Genomic DNA, 22,210 nt, shown 5'->3' on the forward strand with positions numbered 1-22,210 from the left:
ATAACTGAAGGCTTTTTCTATTAATAGGTAATCAAAGAAGCTATGGAAGAAGTCGTAAGTTGGTCACGCCCGTTTAAGAATTCAAGCTCCATAATAAAACTACACTGTACTATTACCCCTCCTAATTCCTCAACCAAATCACATACAGCTCTTGCCGTACCTCCAGTAGCCAATACATCATCATGAATCAGAATATTCTCTCCTGGTTTAATAGCGTCAATATGTATCTCTAATGTATCCTCTCCATATTCAAGTCCATAACTTTTGGATTTTACATCAAATGGTAGTTTTCCTTTCTTACGAACCGGGATAAATCCTGCCTCTAATCGTTCTGCTATCATCCCTCCAATAATAAAGCCTCTGGCCTCAATCCCTATGACTTTATCAATCTTTATATCCTTAGGACAATTTGTTACTAATTGATCTGCACAACCCTTTAAAGCATTATAATCTGCTAATAGTGGAGTGATATCTTTAAAGAGAATTCCTGGTTTCGGAAAATCTTTAATATCTCTAATATAATCTTGTAAATTCATGGGTCGAAAATAATGAAAATTGAAAAAAAGAGATTTAAAAAACTCATAAATCCTTTATTTATAAAAAAACAAGCAAAAAACGTCCTTCCCTAATTACATTTAAAAACTCTATTACAATAATTATGTTTTAATTTAAAACTTATTTCAAGACATTCATATTACAATTAAGAAGCAAATCAATAATTTTGATATATAAATGAAAATCAAATTCATAGATTTTCACCAAAACATTTTGTCAATATTTTCCTACTTAATATATTAAAAAGACAATCAACCAATCTAGTCAATATTAATCCTAAAAACTCAGAAAACATGTAAACAATATTACTTCTCCAGGAAACAAAAAAAATAATTAATCATTTTTAAAACCATTTATCATGCTAACATTTATAGGAATCCTGATGATTCTTACAGGAATCATAGTACTTATTCTCAAAACATTTTTAAAAACTTCCAAAATCTTGAATTGGTTTACAAAAGGGCGAAGTTTTAGGATGATTGCTTTAGGATTTGTGCTAAGCGTCATTTCTGGAATGTTCTTTTATGCAGAACCAGGTACCGCTTATGCGGTGCAATATCCTTGGGGTAGTCAAAAAGCGGTAGTTAATCAAGGAATTAATACCAAAATGTGGGGCCGTTTGATTCCTATTCAATTTGAATTACCGATCAAATATGTGATCCCTAACAAAGATGATGGTGAGCTAGGAGAACAAAGTAAATATGCCAATGTTGATGTTGCTAAATATTGGGCTTTTAGCGATGCCGTTAAAGCGAGAATTGCCACTTCGGTTGTTATAAGCATTAATACTGCCGATGAGGCTCAGTTTTTATCGGTAGCAGATCGTAATAAAACAGAAAGGAACCTGATCCGTTCAAGGATCATCCCTAATATTGATCAATCTATTAAAAATACCTGTAAGCTTATGGATGCTCAGGATTATATCTCAGGGCAAGCTTCTGATTTTGATCGTTATTTTAAAGATCAATTAGAAAATGGGATGTATGTCTTAGAAGAGTATGTTGCCAATGATAATAGAGAAATCATCAGTGATAGTACAACTGTAAGAACTATTGTCAATAAAGAATCTAAACAAAAGCGTTTTAGAATCAAATACAGAAATGGAGAACCCGTAAGAGAAAAAGGAAATTCTCTAGGAGCTTATGGTCTTACTGTGGTTCAAGCTGTTGTTACAGAAATTGATTGGGAAACTACCTTTGATAAGCGATTACAATTACAAAAAGAAGAGGTAGCACAAACACAATTAGAAAAACAACAAGCAGAACGTGAGTTTTATCGTGCACAAAAAGAAATTGCCAAAGGTGAAGCCGAAAAAGCAGCAGAACGCGCTCGATTAGAAAAGGAGCAAATTCAAAAAACCATTGAAGCCGAAACCAAAGCCAAAGTAGCAGAGTTTAACCTTATTGAAGAGCGTAAGAATTATGAAGTAGCTCAGTTTAAAGCTAAAACCCAGAAAACATTGGCAGATGCACAATCTTATGAAAATGCAAAATTGGTAAGTGCTGGATTAACTCCTCAAGAACGTGCTGAATGGGATTATAAAACCTCTGTAAATGTTGCCAAACAACTAAAAGATTTAAGATTGCCAGAAATCTATATACAAGATGGTGACAATGGCAAACAAGATAACAACTTATTACAATCATTGATTGGTGCAGATCTTGCCAAAAAAATGATGGCGAAGAAAAAAGGTAAGTAAAAAATAACCTGTAAAACTATAACAGAGGTTACTATAACAAGGCTACTTGACTATTGTTTTTAGTGATTTATTTCTAAAACATAGCAAGTAGCTTTTTTTGATAAATAAAATTTAATATAAATTTTGTCATCATTATAAAAAACAACTATATTTGCACCCGCAATAAGCAAAAGGCCTCGTAGCATAACTGAATAGTGCACTTGATTACGGCTCAAGAGGTTGCAGGTTTGAATCCTGCCGAGGTCACAAAGAAAGTAAAAACCTGTAATTTATAGATTACAGGTTTTTTTTGTTCTCAAGTTAAAACGGACAGTATCCAATTAAATCTTTGGTATTTAACAATTTAAACAGTTATATTTTTATAACAGGTTAATTAATAGATGAAATCTACTGATATACGTCGTGACCAATTTCTATTGATATATCTTTTGATCTTCCGCAAACTTCTGTTTTAATTGCTATTATTTATTGGCCTTTTAAACCATATGTTCATTTTCGAAAACTTCAACCTCTTTTAAATAACTAAGTGCATTATTTAATGAAGAGTTTAATGATTCATCAGATAAGTAAGAATCTTTATTTAATCGTTTCCAAAATTTAGATTTTTTTGTTGTAGCATCATATTTATTTAATATCCAAACAGACAGAGGAAACCAAATAATTGAAAAACCCATATGAATGATTACTACGATAGAAGCCTCTTGCCATATATAAGGAATCAATAATGTTAAATCCCATTTAAAAATTAAGATAATTAAAGACCAAAAAAACAGATTGCTAAAAATGAAAATAAATCTGTTATGTTTTATTCTTTCCACTTTTAGTTTTCCTATCAATTTTTGTAGTTCGACAATAGGTTTTGAGTTATTAATTCTATAAATACAGTCTAGTTGTCGGATATTTTTAAATACTACTATATAGGTTAGTATGAGCATTAATATTCCAATATATCTTGTCGAAATATTTTCAAAATCAGAAACTAAAACTAACCAGGCATATATATTTACAACTAGATTTAATAGCATAAAAAGAATCGTATTTAACATATTCTTTTTTATTACCGTATCAATTTTACTGTGTCTTGACTCTATAAATAGTTTCGTAACCAAATCATTGTAATTTCCTTGTTCATTCCATTTTTGTTGTAAATCTTGTATATCCATTTCATTATTTTTTTAGATTAAATTCTTTTTTTAGGTGCATTTTGATTCTAGATATTTTAGTAGAAACATTCGTTTTTGATATTCCTAACACTGAAGCAATTTCTTCATAACTGTATTGATCCAAGTACAGTAAAATCAAAGCTTTGTTTAAGGCATTAAATTTTGATATGAAATAATATAATTGCTTTACGCTTTCTGATAAATCTATATCTTCATTATTGTGAACGAAGACCAGTTCTTCCTTTAAAGGTTGAATAAGAGTTTCTTTTCGGGATGTTTTTCTATAAAAAGTAATAGCTACATTTAAAGCAATTCTATACATCCAGGTAGATATTTTATAATCACTATTATAATTCTTCCAAGATTTCCATAATTGAATGGTAATTTCTTGAATTAGGTCGTCTCTATCTTCAATTTTTTTGCAATAGGAATTAACAATCTTTAGGATAATCCCTTGATTTTCTTTTAGAACTTTTAAAAAATTGTCTTCATTCAACTTCATTAACAAATACTGTTTACCATATTATTCGCTTGGAAATTGAAAAAGTCACACCTTAGTGGTTTTAATCTCAAATTATTTATGCATCTCGCATTTTAATAACTTAAAAGGATCCTAACGAAAATTAAAACTAAGAAGTTTTTAATTGAATTATGAGATGAAGAAGAACTTAAGAAGTGATCAATAAGACTATATATACTTATTTGGTTTTCCCGCCCACATTAAATTATGCTAAGCCTGCTTCATAAGTAACTTTGGATGGTTCATTAAAATAACCTGCTTTAAGCAATTAATCAGATATAATTTTGCTCTATAAATTAAAACGCATTTAAAATGAGAGTAATACGAATAATCACAATCTTAAGTGTTTTCGGAGCATTATTTATGAATGAAACTGTAAATGCCCAACGAAAGGTAGTTGTAAGAGGTCCAAAGAGAACGGTAGTACGAACAACAAGTCAAAGAGTGGTTTACAGAAGGCCAGTGCCTATAGTGAGAGCAGTTAGGACCTTACCTTCGACTACGGTAGTCATCAAGAGAAATGGAATACATTATCATTATCATAGAGGACTTTATTATAGATACTATGGAGGGAGATATGTAGTGGTAACTGCTCCAATTGGAATAAGAGTTAAGATTTTACCTGTTGGTCATAGAACTATAGTTTTAGCAAACATACCATATTATTACTATCAAGGCACCTATTATATAGAAAGTAATAATGGTTATAAGACAATAGAAGCCCCCGAGAACATAATTGTTCACGAACTTCCAGAAGACGCAGAACAATTAGAAATTGACGGTAAGAACTATTTCGAGTATGGATCTACATTGTATAAAGTAGTAACAACTCCAGAAGGAAAGGCATTCAAGGTAGTTGGAAATCTAGAAGAATAGAAAAATAAAAAAAAACTAAAGATGGTAGGAACTATAAAATACATTACCGTGTTAACAATGGCACTTATGTTTGGAGTATTCGCTAATGCCCAGAAAAAAAAGCTTACAGAAGAGCAAAAGCAAAACGCAAAGGCCGACCTAGAGGTTTATTTTAAACAGCTGGATTTAAACAAAGAACAGAGGATCAAATATGAGGAGATTACAAGAAAATATAGAGATCAATTGAATTTTGTTCAGAATAGTGGTGCAAAAAAAGAGAACAAATTAAAAACTATCAATAATATCCAGGAGCTTAAAGATAAAGAGATGAAATCGTTGCTTTCTAAGGAACAATATACTTTGTATCTAGAGCAGAAGATTAAGCGAAAAGATTTATTGTTGGAAAGCTTATCTGGTGAGTTTTCTGAATATCAGAAGCGTCTCGATCTCACTGAAGAACAAAAACCACATTTCGTTGAGATTTCTAGAAAATATGGGTATCAACTAAAAAAATTAAAGAATAGTTCAGAGTCAAGGTTTTCCAAATATAAAGCATACAAAACCATACAAAGAGATAAGAACAATGAGATGAAAGCCCTTTTGAGTTCCAAACAATATAAAGTATATTTAAATATTCAAAAAGAGATACAAAAAAAGGTAAAAGAAAAAAGAAATCAATAATCTTCTTTCTTTTGGATTCATTAAAATTTCATACTAACTGTAACCTAGAATATACCTTTCATTTATGAACATCAACAGGCTTATATTCATTGTGGCTCTAAGTTTTTCATTATTAGTCAACATTCCAAGATTGGTTTTTCTTTTTGGAAATGAAGGATCACTTGTAAGTAGTTTTTTAGGGATATCAATAAAAGACACCGTTTTTAGGATGGTGTCTCTTTTTGGATTTTGCTACTTGATGTTAAAATTCAATATTGAATGGAATATCACATGGTTCAAGAAAAAGGCATTTTTCAAATCGTCAATTCTCAGTTTCATAATGTTATTTTTATGGATGGTTCTTTTTAGAATTTTTGATGTGGCAGTTAACTCAGGGGATTCTACTACTTTAACCCCACGATTTAATTGGTTTGTTTACTTTTTTATTATGATTATGTTATTGGTGATCAGTAAGACAATAGCTTTGAATAATCGTGCAAAGACGGATGCTATTGAAAAAGAAATACTCAAACAGCAAAGTTTAAAGAACGAACTTGCAGCACTTAAGAATCAGGTAAACCCTCACTTTTTGTTCAACTCATTAAATTCATTAAGTCTTTTGGTCAGGGAAGATCAAAAGGCTGCAGGGAAATTCATCAATAAACTTTCTTTTTTATATCGTTATATTCTACAAAGTAAGAACCACGACATGGTTACCTTAAAAGAAGAAATGCGTTTTTTGGAGAGTTATATCTATCTTATTCAACAACGTTATCAAGCATCTTTTCAGATTGAAATCAACATAAGCGAAGATTTATTTCAACATAAAATACCTACTCTATCACTTCAATTGTTGGTGGAAAATGCCATTAAGCATAATGAAATTTCAGCAAGTAGACCTTTTGTTGTAAAAATCTTTAATGAAGATGGTTGGATAATTGTAAAAAACAAAATACAACGACGTACAAGTCATGTTGAAAGTACTAATGTAGGTTTGAGCAATCTCAATACTCGTTTTGCATTGCTCATAGGTCAAGAAGTGCTCATCAAAGATATAAATGGATATTTTATTGTTAAATTACCTCTAACATGAAAGTACTTATTATAGAAGACGAACACACTGCAGCTAAAAATCTCAAATACCTTTTAAGTGAGGTAGAACCATCATTGATTGTTGAGAGGGTTATTGATACGGTATCAGGAGCGATTGCTTTTTTTAACCATGATCCAAAGATTGAATTGATTTTTATGGACATTCATCTGGCAGATGGGATATCGTTTGAGATTTTTGAACGTACAAAAGTAAAGGCACCTGTTATATTTACAACAGCTTATGATGAATACGCTTTAAAGGCCTTTAAGGTCAATAGCATAGATTACCTGTTAAAACCTATAAATGAAGATGAACTTAGAGATGCTATAGAAAAATTCAAAAATTCAAAGAAATTTTCATCCACCACCACTACTGAATTTCAAGAAATGTTACACCTTTTAAAGAGTGAAAGGAAAGACTATAAGAATACATATCTTGTTCAACAACGAGATACTCTTTATCCACTTCGTGTGGATAATCTAGCTTATTTCATAATAGATGAAGGAGTTGTAAAGGCTGTTACCAAAGAAAATCAAAGCTATGTTCTGGAGAAAAAAATGGATGATATCGAAGCCGAACTAGATCCAAACCAATTTATAAGAGCTAATAGGCAGTTTATTGTTCAACGAAGTGCCATTGAGAATTTACAATTGTACTTTAACAGAAAATTGATCTTAAATATTCACCCCAAACCAGAGGAACAAATTATTGTTAGTAAAGAAAAAGCACCATATCTAAAGAAATGGATTAATGCTCATTAATAAAAAATTACAAGACGCCTGTTTTACCTAGTCTTTTGGATGTTTCATTTACTTTTATTGATGTGACCTGAGATTGCACAATACTTTTGGGCTATAAAAAATAACAAAAGTATTATGGAAACAACATACACAGAATTATTATTCTTAATCTTTATTGGTCTGATTATAATTGAAATCATTTGGTCTTCGATCACAAAAAGAGGCAGTTATAATATAAAAGATTCATTTTCTAATCTTGTGATTATTATCCTGGGAAAAATGTTGAAACCGGTCTCACTAGCCTGGGGATTATTCTTTTTTGAGTGGGTAGAGCCTCTAAAATTGTTCGATCTCCCGATGAATATCTATACATTTCTGATTACTTTCTTACTGGTAGAGATGGTATATTATTGGTATCATCGATGGAGTCATGAGATTCCTTTCTTATGGTCGATCCACCATACACATCATTCGAGTATGTGGTTTAATCTTACTGCCGCCGGACGTTTGAATTGGGTTGGGAAGTTCACCAGTGTCTTTTTTTATATCCCTCTGGTTATTCTGGGATTCTCACCAATCTTCATTTCATTATGTCTGGCGATAAGCCTGTTATATCAATTTTTACTGCATACAGAAGCTATAGGTAAGCTAGGATTTTTGGAAGGAAAATTTTTCAATACGCCCTCTGCACATCGGGTACACCATGGCTCCAATGAAAAATATCTTGACAAGAATTATGGTGGGATGCTCATATTTTGGGACAGAATATTTGGAACCTATGTCCAGGAGACCGAAAAAGTAAATTACGGGGTAACTACTGGATTTATTGGTTATAACCCATTTGTGATTGTGTTCAAGCCAATGGTGGATTACTTTAAAAAAGTATTGAGAAAGTAAAAATGCTAAAACAATTAAACCCTGAAACAATGAAAAATATAAAACCAATTTTAGTAATGGTACTTCTGATGGTGACAGTAACGATAACAGCTCAAAGTACAAAGGAAATCGTACAGGATCGAAACCAAATTAGAATCGATGCAGCAATGCTTGAAAGAGACATCAAGGAATTGGCAACTTTTAGAACTAATACAGTAGCATTACAAATGGCAATTGCCTCCAATGATTTTAAAAAAGCAAGAACTTATAAAACAATACTAGTTGCTAGTATGAAACGAGAAATTGCACAAACAAATGAAAAAGTACAAAGGGCAAAAATAGAAGTTGTACAAAGTAGCAAGGAAAAAGGAACAAATCGTCGTGAAAGTAGAAGAAACCGAAGGCAATATACAGGAAGCGATGATGATAAACGGGATATGGCAAGGGATCGCCATAATAAAAGAGATGATAGAAGGGATAAGCGTGATGATCAACGGGATTTAGAAGAATTGGAAGCGCGTTACAATAACCAGAAAATCCTATATAATAAACTGAGAGTGGCTACTTTCAGCATAGTCAACGAAGAAACAAAAAAGGAAATTAATGAAAATATAGTTAAAAAATTCATTGCTACAATGGTGGCTGACATTGATGAGACCAAAGAAGAATTAAAAGAGGATAGAAGGGAAAAGCGGGAGGATATAAGAGAACGTCGAGATGACAGAAGAGAACGAGGAGAAAAGTATTAGTGTTTAGTTCTGTAATAGTTAAAGAGAAGCTTTCAATTTTGGAAGCTTTTTTTATTTGAAATACGGGATGTTTTAATCTGAATTTTGCCCGTTTGACGTTGTTTCTCCTCTTTAATGGTACTGTTCACAATACTTTTGGGACATAAAAAAAGAACAATTAAAATTCTTAATAATGAAAAAAGCAATAATAATATTGATTTTGGGAATACTAAGTTTTTCTATGAATGCACAGACAACAGAACAACAACAGTTCAGAAAAGAAAATCTAGAAAAAAGAATTGAATTTCTGGAAAGTCGTAACCCAAATGGTCTCGGAATTAGAGATACTAAACTAGAGAACAAGTACAAAATTAATTCTAAAAAGATAGAAATAGATCAAAAGATAAAAGCTTCTGGACGAGAAGATGAATTAAGAAACCTTCAACAGAATAGAAGTAACAATCTCTCTGAACGTTCTGATGCTCAAAAGAAAAGAAATCCTAACGGCTACGGAAATAAGAATGCTCGATTGAATCGAAAAATTCGTGTAAACGACAGGAGATTAGAATATTAAATTGGTTTGATTGATTGATGGGTATAGGAGAGACCTGGGTTTTGTGCCTGGGGCTTTCCTTACTTTCAAGTAGTGGATTTTTAACAAGAAAAAACAATAAAATGTACAAAATGAAAGAGTATTTAAAAAAAATAGTAATACTAACCATAGTATTGACGGCGGGTCATATCACAGTTTCTTGTGATAACAATGATGATGTGTTGGTAGTAGTGATTTCTGAAGAACGAGCTGCTGAGATCGTGGCAACTTCTCTTGCCTATAACACTTATGGTTTGGCATCTAATGTTAATCACTTTAGTACTGAGATTACCAATAGTTTGGATTGCGAGGAGCAAGGAAGTAATTCTGGTACTTTGGATTTTACTTCTATTTATGGAAATGTTACCTCTGCATTCGAATTCACAGATCATTTTTCTAAAGTTTGTGATCCTTTAGATATGATCTCTTATGAGGTAACTGCATTACACGATATTGATGCTTTGTATTTTGCATCTCAACAAAATGTCAATGCTCAATTTACAGTAACTGGATTAGAAATAGGGACTATAAATGAATTCTACTCAGGGTTATATCAACGTGAGGGCAATTGGATTTCTAAGATATTTAACGACAGTTTCGATATCACATATACGATGCAATTTAATGAATTGAATGTAGACAAAAATACTTCTCTTATCGTGTCAGGAACATCCACCTTCATTCTAAATGTGGATTATAGTGAGACCTCAGAAAGCAGCAATTTTAGTGGTACAGTTACTTTCCTTAACGAAAATGAAGCTCGTGTTGACTTTACCAATGGAAGTTCTTATCTATTGAACCTCGAAACAGGAGAAATCAATTTAATTCAATCATAAACCTTATTTCACATGAAAATCAAATTCATTTTTATAATAACTATGACTTGTTTTTTATCCATTACAACTTATGGTCAGTATGGAAAAGTTGGGATAAAATTTGGGTCAGGAATTTCTACCTTTCAAAGTTTGGATAATGGAGACACTAATTTCAAATATACTCCATCAGTTGGTATAAGTTTTAAATTTAGTAAAAACCAATTAGAGAAGGTGGCCTTGCAAACTGAGTTGTATTATACTAAGAAAGGGGCCAGTGCTTTTTACAATATTAATAATCTTTTCGTAGGGGATGTAAGGTTCAACCTTCATTATATCGAAGCTCCCATTCTCTTAAATCTTAAAGCAGGTAGATTATTTCAGTTCGAAGCTGGAGTTTATGGGAGCCTCCTTTTGGATTCAGACTTTGATTTTAATGGAACCTTTTTTACAGGTCTTGGAGACATCAATGAAGTAAACCTTAATGATATTGACTATGGAATTGTTCTAGGTTTTGGAGTTAGTATTCCTAGAGGAACCATAAGCTTTCGATATCAACACGGGTTAAACGATGTTCATAATAATAATCTTGCCTTTCCATATTTAGATGGAGCCAGGAATGGAACTTTTACTGTTTCTATTTCAAGATTTTTTGGGTTTAAGAGGAGATAGTTAATTTTTAAAAACTATTATTATCAATATGTGCCTGTCTAAATAAAGGATGGGCACTTAAATTAAAATAACTGACTGATGAGGAAATTTTTATTCGTAAATATTACTTTCTTAATTTTTGTAGTTTATCCTGATTGATATTGCCTGAAGCTTTAAGAATATTCCGTTCCAAGATCATTTTCCTTTCTGAAAATTAAAATCTTGAATCTGAAGTTTCAAATGTTCTAGACAATTATTTTACTCAGAGCTTTCAGAATCAAAATTATCCAAGACGTGTTGTAATTTACTCCCAAATTCTTCAACAGCAGGTGAAAGAAACATTTCAGAATGATTTCCAGGCACCATATGTTTACGAATTCCTCCTAGTGTTATTTTTCTCCATCCCAGATTATTATAATCGTGGGCATAAAAGATATTTTTAGTCGCTCTAAACAAATCTACTTGTATATCTTGTGGGGTTAAATTATAACGCTCAAATGCTAATTGATGTTTTTTATCAATTTTTGCTGTGCGATTAAATTGCATTTGTTGCTGTTTTTCTCGTCCATATTTTAATCGTAAACGCAATCCTTCAACTTTAAGTTTTAGTAAGTGGCTTCTGCGTTTAAAGTTGTTTTTACTACTAAACATATTAAACGCCATAAAAACTAATTGAGCGATATCATAAAGTTTTGAAACTACTTTTTTCACAAAAGGATTAGAGTAATAATAAGAAGGATAAACATAGCTGTCAAGTAATGCAAGGGTCTTTACTTTTTTACCTTGAGCCTTTAATTGCTTTGCCATTTCAAAAGCAATAATACCTCCAAAAGAAAACCCTGCTAATGCATAAGGACCATCTGGTTGTACAGATGTAATTTCTGATATATAATGAGATGCCATTGCCTCTACAGAGTCATGAGGCTCAATCTCACCACTAAGCCCTTTTGCTTGCAATGCATAAACTGGCTGATCATCATCTAAGTGATCGGCTAAATCTTTATAAATTAAAATGTTATAATTTGCTCCGTGCACAACAAAAAGAGGATCTTTAGTCCCTTTTGTTTTTAAAGGCACTAATGAATCCCAGGAAATAAATTCTTTATCCATATATGCTGCCAATTTTTGAATAGTAGGATGGCCTAATAAAGCAGCTAACGGCAATCTATTTCCTGTCTTTTTCTCTATAAGTGACATCACTTTTACAGCGATAAGAGAATGACCTCCTAATTCAAAAAAGTCACTATGAATATCTATTTTCTCAATTCCTAAACATTCTTGCCAAATAGTCGCAATAATTTGTTCTGAATTGGTCTGAGCAGCGTTAAAAGTGGTTTTAGTACAATTAATCGAAGATGATTTTATCAGGGCTTTACGATCTATTTTACCGTTCAGCGTGGTAGGGAATTCACTCAACAAATTAAATTGTTGAGGTACCATATGTACAGGTAATGTTTCGGTCAAGCTTTTTTTCCAATTACTTATCAGGGTTTCTGAAAGGTTACTTAATTTGATTGAAACTATGTTCGCAACTAACAAATCATTTTTTACAATTACTACAGAAGTATCCACACCATCAAGTGCATCTATAACTTGCTCTATTTCGCCTAATTCAATACGATGCCCTCTAATTTTAACTTGATGATCTATTCGTCCTAGACATTGTACTTCGCCAGTAGGGAGCAATTTACCTAGATCTCCGGTACGGTATAAAATCTGATTAAACTTGGTTTCAAATGGATTTTTTATGAATTTTTCATTTGTTAAGTCAGAACGTTTCCAATATCCATTGGATACTCCATCTCCTGCAATACATATCTCGCCAATCATATTTGGAGCAACTAGAAAATCTTGTTCATTTAAAATATATAGTTGCGTATTTGCTATTGGATGACCTATAGTTACTATTTCATCATCTTTCAAAACTCTTTTAACTGCAGACCATATAGTTGTTTCTGTAGGGCCATATACATTCCATAATTCGTGCACTCTCTTTAATATCTTTTTTGCCAATCCTATAGGCAAAGCTTCTCCTCCGCAAAGTGCTTTAATAGGTAATGTTTCCTCCCATCCGGCATCCAATAACATTTGCCAGGTGGTAGGAGTGGCCTGTAGCATAGTAATGTTTTCATCCTTTAGTAAATCTAACATAAGACGGCTATCCTTTGCGGTTTCATCGTTAGCGATTACTAATGTTGCCCCTTTTAAAAGTGGAAGAAATAATTCTAACCCTGCAATATCAAATGATATAGTTGTTATTGACAGTAGTTTGTCATTTTCTTTAATTCCTGGTTCATCCATCATGCTACATAAAAAGTTAACCAGGTTTTTATGGGTAACCATTACTCCTTTAGGCTTGCCTGTAGAGCCTGAGGTATACATGATGTATGCAACATCATTTATATCAATCGATATGTTAAGGGATGAAAAGGCATATTTCGATAAATTCGAAAATATATCTTCTGACAATAATACTTTAGTATCGACCTTAAATGAAGGCGAAAATTCCTTGGTAGTAATTAAAAATTTGGCTTCCGAATCTTCTAACATAAACTTCAGCCTTTTATCAGGGAAATTAGGATCCAAAGGAAGATAAGCAGCGCCACATTTCATTATAGCTATCAAGGTGACGACAAGATCAATCGAACGCGGTAAAGAAACACCCACATAATCACCATTACCTATTCCTTGTTCTACTAAATAATGTGATAATTGATTAACTCTTTTTTCTAAATGTTCATATGAAATTTCGGAATCACCAAATTTGACAGCTTGTTTTAAAGCAGTATTTCGAACTTGATTTGTAAGTAGTGTATGTAATGGTAATTGCGGATAAGTGATCAAAGTATCATTCAATGCTGTATAAGCTGAATCATCTACTTTTATTATATCACCTATTTTAACTTCAGGATTAGTAACTATTCCATTTAGAACTTCTTTAAAAGAAACCATCATTTGTTCTATGGTTTCAGGTTTAAAAAGAGAATTATTATATGACCATTCTAGAGTGAGTTTTTCTTCTGATCCACTAGCATTTAAAAAAAGTTCAAATGCCTCATATGCCCTTGGATTACTCTTTAGATCATAAGTTAAGCCATTAAAATCAACTGCGCTGGCCATGCCCATGTCAATATTAAACATAATTGGAACCAATGGAACTCTAGATGGATCTCTTGCAATCGCGAGTTTTTGTAGTAATTGTCCAAAACTAAATTGTTGATGATCATAGGCATCAAAAATTACAGCTTTTCTATTTTTTAAATATGTATTGAATTGCATATCCTTAACAAGTTTGCTTCTTAAAGGAAGCAAATTCACACAATGCCCTATTAATTGTGTCTTACCACTTTGAGACTGGCCTGCAGCAGGTAACCCTAATACTAAATCATCTTGACCTGTTTTGTGATATAAGAAAACCTCAAAAGCAGCCAATAAAGTTACTACAAAACTAGCTCTGGATTGGATCCCAACTTTTTTTAGATTAGTGACCAAGTCACTATCGATAGTAAAATCTAAACGATCCCCATTAAAAGTCCTTAACCGAGGTCGTTGAAAATCTGTTGGCAGCGTAACTGTTGGAGTGGATGTTTCGAATTGTTTAAGCCAGTATTTTTCGGTTTTTATATATTCCTGACTTTCCAGGAATTCCTGTTCTTCCTCTACATAAGAACTAAATGTTTCAGATCGTGGAACATCTGGTTTCACGCCCTGAACAATGGCAGAATAAAATCCTCCTAATTCTTCGAGCATGATTCCCAGAGACCATCCATCACAAATAATATGATGTGCTGTAAGTATTAATTGATGCTCTATTTCTGAAAGCTTAAGTAAACCAACTTTAAACAATGGTCCCTTAACCAAATCAAAAATATAATTGGCATCTCCTGATAGATAATTTTTTACCGTTTTATTTTTTTGAGTTTCATCAAGTTGTGAAATATCTTGATAAGCAACTTCAATAGGAATATGATTCAAAATTATCATAAAGCGCCCATCGGGGCTAAAAGTTGCCTGCAAAGATTCATGTCTACCAATTAATTTTTGTATTGAATCTTCTAAAGCAATTCTATTCAAATTACCTTTTAAGATAAGTGATATAGACTCATTATAAGCCCTATTTGCATCTTCGCCACCTAAGACACATGCCGTCCATATTTCAGCTTGAGACTGAGTTATAGGCACTATGCGAACTATTTCAGGACCCGAAAATGGATTAAACGAAGTGACAATATGTGGTTTAACTTTGGTAGTTTGTTGTTTCATATAGGTTGCGATGCTAATTTTTTAAATACACTAATAGTAGTTAGATATATTATAAATCTATTTTAAGATACCCACCATTTTTTTGTTCGTCTGCTACGAACCAAGCCGGATTTCCGTTCTCATCTCTTCCAAGCTTAGCGCCTTGAACAGGAGGGATATTTAACTGTTCAATAGAAGTTTTGGTTTGTGTGTCTTTTGTTTTAGATATAAAATCATGTGAATGCGCTTTCAAAAACCCCGCAGAGATTAGTTCATCAATACACGAAAACAATACCGTTTTAACCCGAGTAATATCCTCTTCGAGATAGGCATTTGTCACAAAACAAGGGAATCCATCCCAAATATGAAGTCCTTTTTCTCTCATTAATACAAATAACAGCTCAGAATAGGCAATCTCTTCGGTGAATTTAATTCTCCATAACGAACCAAAATATGTTATTTCTATAGGTAGATTTTGCTTTTCAAATTCTTTATTAATATCAGAAGCCAGATCCTTTGTCATAGCTGTTAATTTATTCTGAAGTGCTATCCCTTGTTCTTTCATAAAAAGTAAAGACGCCTTGGATGAGGCAAGTGCAAGTGGGTGACGGACAAATGTACCGGCAAAATAAGTAACTCCTACTTCTGGGATGGAGTTATCTCCATATTGCCAAAATCCACCATCAAGAGCATCCATATATTTTTTATAACCTATAATAGCCCCAATAGACATTCCGCCACCAATGACTTTTCCATAAGTAGCTAAATCTGCTTTTATATCAAACATTGCTTGTGTACCTCCTGGATGCATCCTGAATCCTGTAATTATTTCATCAAAAATGAGTAAAGTTTCTGATGCCTTTGTGATCTCACGAACTTCATTAAGGAAATCTATTGGCTGAAATTCAGGTCTACGACTTTGCACAGGTTCTACAAGAACTGCAGCCACTTCATGTGCATGATTACGAATGATTTCTAGACTTTCATCAGTACCATAATCTAGTAGTAAAACGTTTTGAACGGAATCTGACAAAATACCTGCTGCTGCCGGAAAGGTCTTTAATTTCTTTGAACCACGTACAATGGCTTCATCATTGATCCCGTGATAAGACCCGGTAAATGCAATGACAAGCGATCGTCCTGTAACTGTTCGAGCAATACGCATGGCTCCCAAAACTGCTTCTGAACCGGTATTACAAAGAGCTGCTCGTTCATGACCTGTAAACTCACAAAGTAGTTCACAAACTTCGCCTGCAAGAGGATGTTGAGGACCTACTTCAAAACCAAGATCTATTTGTTGATGCAGAGCTTCTTTTATAAAATCAGGTTGGTGCCCAAACAGACATGAACCAAAACCATTTAAGGTATCAATATATTCATTGCCGTCCAAATCCCAAAGGCGATTACCCGATGATTTTTTAACAACAATTGGATATACTAATTCTTTTGTTAATGGTTTGAAACCAGATACAACCCTTGGATCCGCCATATGCATTCTATGTTTTTGCGTATAGGTTTTACTACCAGCGGTTTTTTTATTGTATCTAATAATTAATTTTTCTAAAAAAGCTTCCTGCTCACTATCGAGTTCTGATGTTTGTCGCTCAATTCTTGGTGAAGCACCAAAAGGCTTTTTATGCTCTTTAACTTCTTCTTCAGAACGTATTTCTGATGACGAATCTGTAGTGGGTTTTACTTCACTATTTAAAGGTTTTTGAACTAATGCAGGAGCTGGATTATTTCCTTTTAATAACTCTAATTGTTTACCTAATAACTGAAGTTGCTGGGCGATGAGATCTATCGCAGAATTATTTGTAGCGTTGAGGTTAGTTGGTAAAGAATTTGTTTGAACTGGTATACCTGATGGTATGTTAGAAACCGAAGCACCTACAGCAGAAGTTACGGATACTGGAGCAAAACGCTCGGGAGGTAAATTTTCATCTAAATAACTGGTTAAAAGATTTGGTGTCCCAAATTCATCATTTAACTGGCGAAAAGTAATAGGTGTTTTAAATTCATTTTTACAGGTAATTGCCATTTGAGTCAAAACAAGAGAATCCAGACCAAGTTCTAGAAAGCTATAGTCATACTCAGAGGATTCTAACTCTATCCCTGAAGTATTCAAAACTATTTCTGAAATTTTCTCTAGAATTACTGTTTTTCTATTAGGTTGTTCAACTGTAGTCATTTTAGGTTGTATGGGTTGATTATTATTTGGTTCAACTGATTTACTGTTGTTTTCAGTGGTTATATCTTTTAATGGAGGGTTTACCCAGCAAGGCTTACGATCAAATGCATAAGTTGGTAACAAGACTTTTTGCCTGGATTGTTTTTTATAAAAAGCTTTCCAGTTAGGTTCTATACCTTTTAACCAAAGTTGCCCTAAAGCAGGTAATATGGTATGGTATGAATTTTTATTTTCACCTGGCAATACCAAACTCGCAATTGAGGTTGCGGATTTTGACTTCTTTTTTTGTTGTGATAAAGTTGTTAATGCACGACCAGGTCCCATTTCTAGTAATAGTATATCATCTAATTCAAAAGCTGTATCCATTGCGTCAGAAAAGGAGACCGTTGCTCGTAAATGATTGGTCCAATATTGTGAATCGATAGCTTCTTCATCCTTAAGCCATTTACCAGTTACTGTTGAAATAATTGGTGTTTGAGGGATATTTAACTTTGTTTTTTTGACTTCTTTCTCAAAATCCTTTAATACAGGATCCATCATCGTAGAATGAAAAGCATGACTTGTTAAAAGTAAACGATTAGGAATATCCTTTTTGTCTAAAATTTTTGCAAATGATTCAACAGCTTTATCTTCACCTGAAACCACACAAAGTTGATCAGAATTTATAGCTGCAACTGAAAGTGTTTCTGGAAGAATTGGAGATAAACTATCAAAAGATATTCTAACAGATAACATACTGCCTCCAGGAAGTTGATTTACCAATTTACCTCGAACCGCAACAAGTAATAATGCATCCTTTAAAGAAAATATACCTGCTAAATGAGCTGCAACAAACTCACCAATACTATGTCCACAAAGTATCGTAGGTTCAATTCCCCAACTGATCCATAGTTGAGAAAGCGCATATTCTACAACAAATAAGGCAGGTTGTGTAAATTGAGTGTCTTTTAAAGTATTTTCTGCTTCAAGTGTATTACTTTTTGGGTATATAATATTTCGGATATCAAAATTGAATTCTTTCTGTAAAATTTCAGCACAGCGATCTACTGCTTCACGAAACACATCTTCGTGTTGGTAAAGCGCTTTTCCCATCTGTAAATATTGAGCTCCCTGACCAGGGAATAGAAAGGCAATTTCATTTGGAATAGCATTTAAAACAGTGTGGTTTGAATTATTTTTTTTAGTATTCAAGAGTTTTTGAGCAGCTTCAGTAGTAGTTTCTGTTACTACAAATTGACGATGCCTAAAACTATCTCTGGTTGTTTTAAGGGAGTATGCCACATCAGCTAAAGAAACCGAAGAGTTTGTACTTAAATAATTTCCTAATTCATTTCTGTATTTATCTAAACTGGTTTCTGATTTTGCAGACCAGGGTAATAGTTGTACCGGACGTCCCAAATCAGAAGGTTTAGTTTCCATAAGGTATTCTTCTGCGATAATATGAACATTAGTACCACCAACTCCAAATGAACTTATCCCTGCACGACGAACATCTTTATGCTCCCAATCACATAACTCTGTGTTTACATAAAAAGGACTGTTTTTAAAATCGATAGCTGGATTAGGTTTTGAAAATCCTAAAGAAGGCGGTATTTGACGATGATTCAGCGCCAAGATAGTTTTAATCAAACCAGCAACACCTGCCGCTGCGGTAAGATGCCCCATATTACTTTTTATAGAACCTATAGCACAATAGGTCTTTTGATCTTGTTCTCCAAACGCCTTTTGAAGTCCTTCCATTTCAATTGGATCACCTAAAGGAGTAGCTGTACCGTGTGTTTCTAAATAACTAATTGATGATGGTGAAATTTGAGCATCATAAAGTGCTCGGGTAATGGCATCTGCTTGTCCGTCTACACTAGGTGCAGTAAAACTACCTTTACCACCACCATCATTATTAATACCAACACCTTTTATTAAACCGTAAATAAAATCTCCATCTTTTTTTGCATTTTCTAAACTTTTTAAAAGTACAACTCCTGCACCATCGCTAAAAACGGTTCCTTTGGCATCTGCATCAAAAGAACGACAATGTCCATCAGAACTTAGCATTGAACCTTCCTGATAGAGATGACCACTATAAATAGGAGCGGTTATACTGGATCCACCTGCTATAGCTATGTCACATTGATTATTTCTTATGGCTTCTACAGCTTCAGCAATTGCAAGTAGCGAAGTGGAACAAGCAGACTGTACACTTACTGCAGGCCCTTTAAGATTTAGATGGTACGCGGTTCGAGAGGAGATATAGTCTTTTTCGTTAACTGTATTTGCTTGTAGGGCTCCTACCTGATTTAACAATGCTTTGTTAGGGAGTACATTTTTTTTGTAATAAGTATTTGTGCCAGTTCCTGCATATACCCCTATACTTCCTTTATAGTGCTTAGGAAGATGACCTGATTGCTCAAGAACTTCCCAGGCAATTTCTAAAAATAATCGTTGCTGTGGATCCATTGCTTCAGCAAGTTTTGGATTGAGGCCAAAAAACTTAGCATCAAATTCTTTAGCTGAAGGCACAATACCTCTCGCTTTTACATAAAGAGGATCGTTTCGTAAAGATTCTGAAATGGTCTTATCAAGTTCTTCAGGTGTAAAAAAGGAAATGGTTTCTTTACCTTGCTTAAGAACTTCCCACAATTCTTCAATAGATTCTGCTCCTGGAAACCTTCCCGACATTCCAATAATGGCTATATCATTGGATATTTTCTTTTCTTTTTGTTTTGAAAAGTCTATAAAGGAATCACTCGGCTTGGAATCTACTTCCAGGTACTTAGATAATAAAGCAATGGTTGGGTACTGGTAAATTTTTGTTACTGGAACCTTCATTTTCAAATGTTGCCTTATTGAAGTGGCTACTTTTTGTGTTAGGAGTGAGGTTCCTCCTAATTCAAAAAAGTTATCATCAATACCAATGCTTGGTATTTGGAGGTATTCACTCCATATGGATGCTATATCTTTTTCTAACTTTGTATGTGGTTTTTTAAAAAGAGGTGCTGATTCTGGTCGTACATATTCAGGAGCAGGCAACTTTTTCTTATCAATTTTTCCATTTGTAGTAATGGGAAATTCATCAATCCACATAAAAATGGAAGGGATCATAAAATCCGGTAGAATTTCTTCGAGCTGGTTGCGAATACTATTTATATCCTGTTCTGGTACTGCCGATTGTAAATAGGCAACTAATTTTGATTCTCCTACTGCTAAATTACTAACGACAACAGCATTTTTTTTAATGCTTGGAAGTGTATCAAGAACAGCTTCAATTTCACCTAATTCGATACGATGACCTCTGACTTTGACCTGCTGATCTTTGCGCCCCAAGCATTGTATCTGACCATTTGGTAAAAGTTTCCCCAAATCACCAGATAAGTATATTTTACTTTTTGTTTTTGAATTAAAAGGATCTTCAACAAAACTTTGATCTGTTAATTGAGGGCGATTCAAATACCCCAAGGACACTCCGTCTCCCCCTATTACTATTTCTCCAACTTCTCCCGATTCTACTGGATTGCCTTCTTGATCCAATAAATAGGCATATGCATTGGCAACGGGTTTACCTATAGTGATAGGATCATCGTTTTTAGTGATTTTGGTTAAGAAAGCACACACAGTGGTTTCGGTTGGGCCATAAATATTCCACAATTCACTACAAAGATCTAGAAGTTTATGGGTTAAATTTATGGGCACAGGTTCACCTCCGATTAATGCTTTAATGTTTAAAGGTTTCTTCCAACCTGAATCCAAAAGTATTTGCCATATACTTGGAGTTCCCCACATCATAGTGATGTTATTTTCAAAGGCTTTTTCTAGTAATATTTGACCATCAAGTCTTGTTTCTTCATCTACGATCACAATAGATGCACCATGTATTAATGGAAGAAATGTTTCCATAACCATAGCATCAAATGAAATCGTAGTAACCGCAAAAATTTTATCATCTTCATTAATCCCAGGTTCTTTACTCATAGAATAAATGAGATTGATCGTATTTAAGTGAGAAACCTGGACTCCTTTAGGGGTGCCTGTAGAACCAGAAGTATAAATTATATAAGCGACTGATTGTGGATCTATATGTATATCGACTGATTGAGTAGAAAAATTACTTCGTCCTTCTACTATATCTTCAATGTATATGTTTTTTGAAGTATCTGAAAGATGGTTTTTTGAAGATTTACAAATAACAAAACTTGCTTTTGAATCTGTAATTATAGTCTCTAATCTTTTTTGAGGATAGTGTACATCAATCGGCACATATGCTGCGCCACATTGCAGAATAGCAAACATTGAAACTATCAGCTCAGGAGATCTATCTAATGAAAGCGCAACAATTTGACCTGGACGAATTCCTTTATCCCGTAAATAATGAGCTGTTTTATTTATTCTTTTTTGTAACTCATCATAACAAAGTTTTTTATCTGCAAATTGAAGAGCAACTGCTTTTGGAGTAGTCAAAGCCTGTTTTTCTAAGAGCTCATGAAGGGTGGATTTTGGATATTTAAGTATTGGTCCTTGTATTGTATCAGCAAGCTTCATTTTTATATTATTTTTTCAACACCTCTTTTAATTAGTGATAATAAAAACTGATTATTAACACGATAAAACCATAAAAACATTTTAGATGCGTCCAAATTATTAATAACAACCATAAATTTATACCTAAGATAGGTATAGATCAATTGGCTGAAAAAGCCTGTTATTAATTAGATTTGGTATTATGTGTTAGGGGAGATATAATATCTTATAACAAGAATATTATATATTCAACAAAAGTCGATAAATTTTTCGACAAAAGTCAATAAATTTTTCCATATTGCGGAATAAAATCCGTTGGATTAC

General features: G+C 33.3%; 15 protein-coding genes and 1 tRNA gene. 11 read left to right on the forward strand and 5 right to left on the reverse strand.

Features of this window, described 5'->3' with window-relative positions:
• Positions 1-20: 20 nt before the first annotated feature.
• Positions 21-536 (reverse strand): adenine phosphoribosyltransferase, encoded by a 516-nt coding sequence (locus tag U0D62_RS01740; protein ID WP_322193494.1) that lies wholly within the window; start codon positions 534-536, stop codon positions 21-23.
• A gap of 377 nt (positions 537-913) precedes the next feature.
• On the opposite strand from U0D62_RS01740, the gene U0D62_RS01745 reads away from it, so the two are divergent.
• Positions 914-2,254, forward strand: coding sequence for an SPFH domain-containing protein (locus U0D62_RS01745; RefSeq protein WP_322193495.1), 1,341 nt, complete (start codon positions 914-916; stop codon positions 2,252-2,254).
• Between the two features lie 172 nt (positions 2,255-2,426).
• Positions 2,427-2,500: transfer RNA gene (locus tag U0D62_RS01750), tRNA-Arg, on the forward strand.
• Positions 2,501-2,730: 230 nt separating this feature from the next.
• Here U0D62_RS01750 and U0D62_RS01755 read toward each other — a convergent pair.
• The gene (locus U0D62_RS01755; RefSeq protein ID WP_322193496.1) at positions 2,731-3,417 is read right to left on the reverse strand and encodes a hypothetical protein; all 687 of its coding nucleotides are present in this window, start codon (positions 3,415-3,417) and stop codon (positions 2,731-2,733) included.
• A gap of 4 nt (positions 3,418-3,421) precedes the next feature.
• Positions 3,422-3,919, reverse strand: coding sequence for an RNA polymerase sigma factor (locus U0D62_RS01760; protein WP_322193497.1), 498 nt, complete (start codon positions 3,917-3,919; stop codon positions 3,422-3,424).
• Between the two features lie 330 nt (positions 3,920-4,249).
• Between U0D62_RS01760 and U0D62_RS01765 the strand changes: the two genes are divergently transcribed.
• The 9 genes from U0D62_RS01765 to U0D62_RS01805 all read left to right on the forward strand — a co-directional run bounded on the left by U0D62_RS01765 (position 4,250) and on the right by U0D62_RS01805 (position 10,965).
• On the forward strand, positions 4,250-4,813 hold the full coding sequence (locus U0D62_RS01765) for a DUF6515 family protein (protein WP_322193498.1): 564 nt from the start codon (positions 4,250-4,252) through the stop codon (positions 4,811-4,813).
• A gap of 21 nt (positions 4,814-4,834) precedes the next feature.
• Complete coding sequence (locus U0D62_RS01770) at positions 4,835-5,473, forward strand: hypothetical protein (RefSeq protein ID WP_322193499.1); 639 nt, start codon at positions 4,835-4,837, stop codon at positions 5,471-5,473.
• Between the two features lie 64 nt (positions 5,474-5,537).
• The gene (locus U0D62_RS01775) at positions 5,538-6,545 is read left to right on the forward strand and encodes a sensor histidine kinase (RefSeq protein WP_322193501.1); all 1,008 of its coding nucleotides are present in this window, start codon (positions 5,538-5,540) and stop codon (positions 6,543-6,545) included.
• The gene (locus U0D62_RS01780; RefSeq protein ID WP_322193502.1) at positions 6,542-7,306 is read left to right on the forward strand and encodes a LytR/AlgR family response regulator transcription factor; all 765 of its coding nucleotides are present in this window, start codon (positions 6,542-6,544) and stop codon (positions 7,304-7,306) included. Before U0D62_RS01775 ends, U0D62_RS01780 begins: the two co-directional genes overlap by 4 nt.
• Before the next feature lie 114 nt (positions 7,307-7,420).
• Positions 7,421-8,182 carry a sterol desaturase family protein gene (locus tag U0D62_RS01785; RefSeq protein ID WP_322193503.1) on the forward strand — a complete coding sequence of 254 codons (762 nt, stop codon included), beginning with the start codon at positions 7,421-7,423 and terminating at the stop codon, positions 8,180-8,182.
• A gap of 29 nt (positions 8,183-8,211) precedes the next feature.
• The gene (locus tag U0D62_RS01790; RefSeq protein WP_322193505.1) at positions 8,212-8,910 is read left to right on the forward strand and encodes a hypothetical protein; all 699 of its coding nucleotides are present in this window, start codon (positions 8,212-8,214) and stop codon (positions 8,908-8,910) included.
• A gap of 172 nt (positions 8,911-9,082) precedes the next feature.
• Positions 9,083-9,463: a hypothetical protein gene (locus U0D62_RS01795; protein WP_322193506.1), complete on the forward strand. Its 381-nt coding sequence runs from the start codon at positions 9,083-9,085 to the stop codon at positions 9,461-9,463.
• Positions 9,464-9,573: 110 nt separating this feature from the next.
• Positions 9,574-10,317, forward strand: coding sequence for a hypothetical protein (locus U0D62_RS01800; RefSeq protein WP_322193507.1), 744 nt, complete (start codon positions 9,574-9,576; stop codon positions 10,315-10,317).
• Positions 10,318-10,329: 12 nt separating this feature from the next.
• Positions 10,330-10,965: a porin family protein gene (locus tag U0D62_RS01805; RefSeq protein ID WP_322193508.1), complete on the forward strand. Its 636-nt coding sequence runs from the start codon at positions 10,330-10,332 to the stop codon at positions 10,963-10,965.
• Positions 10,966-11,202: 237 nt separating this feature from the next.
• On the opposite strand, the gene U0D62_RS01810 is transcribed toward U0D62_RS01805, so the two are convergent.
• The gene (locus U0D62_RS01810) at positions 11,203-15,207 is read right to left on the reverse strand and encodes a non-ribosomal peptide synthetase (protein WP_322193509.1); all 4,005 of its coding nucleotides are present in this window, start codon (positions 15,205-15,207) and stop codon (positions 11,203-11,205) included.
• A 49-nt stretch (positions 15,208-15,256) separates the two neighbouring features.
• Positions 15,257-21,907 carry a polyketide synthase gene (locus tag U0D62_RS01815; protein ID WP_322193510.1) on the reverse strand — a complete coding sequence of 2,217 codons (6,651 nt, stop codon included), beginning with the start codon at positions 21,905-21,907 and terminating at the stop codon, positions 15,257-15,259.
• Between the last annotated feature and the right edge of the window lie 303 nt (positions 21,908-22,210).

The organism is Aquimarina callyspongiae (assembly GCF_034322225.1).
Classification (GTDB): Bacteria; Bacteroidota; Bacteroidia; order Flavobacteriales; family Flavobacteriaceae; genus Aquimarina.

Coding starts and splice junctions, on each gene's coding strand:
- U0D62_RS01790 (WP_322193505.1), top strand. CDS start 8,212: ATGAAAAATATAAAACCAATTTTAGTAATGGTACTTCTGATGGTGACA.
- U0D62_RS01755 (WP_322193496.1), bottom strand. CDS start 3,417: ATGGATATACAAGATTTACAACAAAAATGGAATGAACAAGGAAATTAC.
- U0D62_RS01800 (WP_322193507.1), top strand. CDS start 9,574: ATGAAAGAGTATTTAAAAAAAATAGTAATACTAACCATAGTATTGACG.
- U0D62_RS01780 (WP_322193502.1), top strand. CDS start 6,542: ATGAAAGTACTTATTATAGAAGACGAACACACTGCAGCTAAAAATCTC.
- U0D62_RS01760 (WP_322193497.1), bottom strand. CDS start 3,919: ATGAAGTTGAATGAAGACAATTTTTTAAAAGTTCTAAAAGAAAATCAA.
- U0D62_RS01805 (WP_322193508.1), top strand. CDS start 10,330: ATGAAAATCAAATTCATTTTTATAATAACTATGACTTGTTTTTTATCC.
- U0D62_RS01740 (WP_322193494.1), bottom strand. CDS start 536: ATGAATTTACAAGATTATATTAGAGATATTAAAGATTTTCCGAAACCA.
- U0D62_RS01795 (WP_322193506.1), top strand. CDS start 9,083: ATGAAAAAAGCAATAATAATATTGATTTTGGGAATACTAAGTTTTTCT.
- U0D62_RS01770 (WP_322193499.1), top strand. CDS start 4,835: ATGGTAGGAACTATAAAATACATTACCGTGTTAACAATGGCACTTATG.
- U0D62_RS01765 (WP_322193498.1), top strand. CDS start 4,250: ATGAGAGTAATACGAATAATCACAATCTTAAGTGTTTTCGGAGCATTA.
- U0D62_RS01785 (WP_322193503.1), top strand. CDS start 7,421: ATGGAAACAACATACACAGAATTATTATTCTTAATCTTTATTGGTCTG.
- U0D62_RS01745 (WP_322193495.1), top strand. CDS start 914: ATGCTAACATTTATAGGAATCCTGATGATTCTTACAGGAATCATAGTA.
- U0D62_RS01775 (WP_322193501.1), top strand. CDS start 5,538: ATGAACATCAACAGGCTTATATTCATTGTGGCTCTAAGTTTTTCATTA.
- U0D62_RS01815 (WP_322193510.1), bottom strand. CDS start 21,907: ATGAAGCTTGCTGATACAATACAAGGACCAATACTTAAATATCCAAAA.
- U0D62_RS01810 (WP_322193509.1), bottom strand. CDS start 15,207: ATGAAACAACAAACTACCAAAGTTAAACCACATATTGTCACTTCGTTT.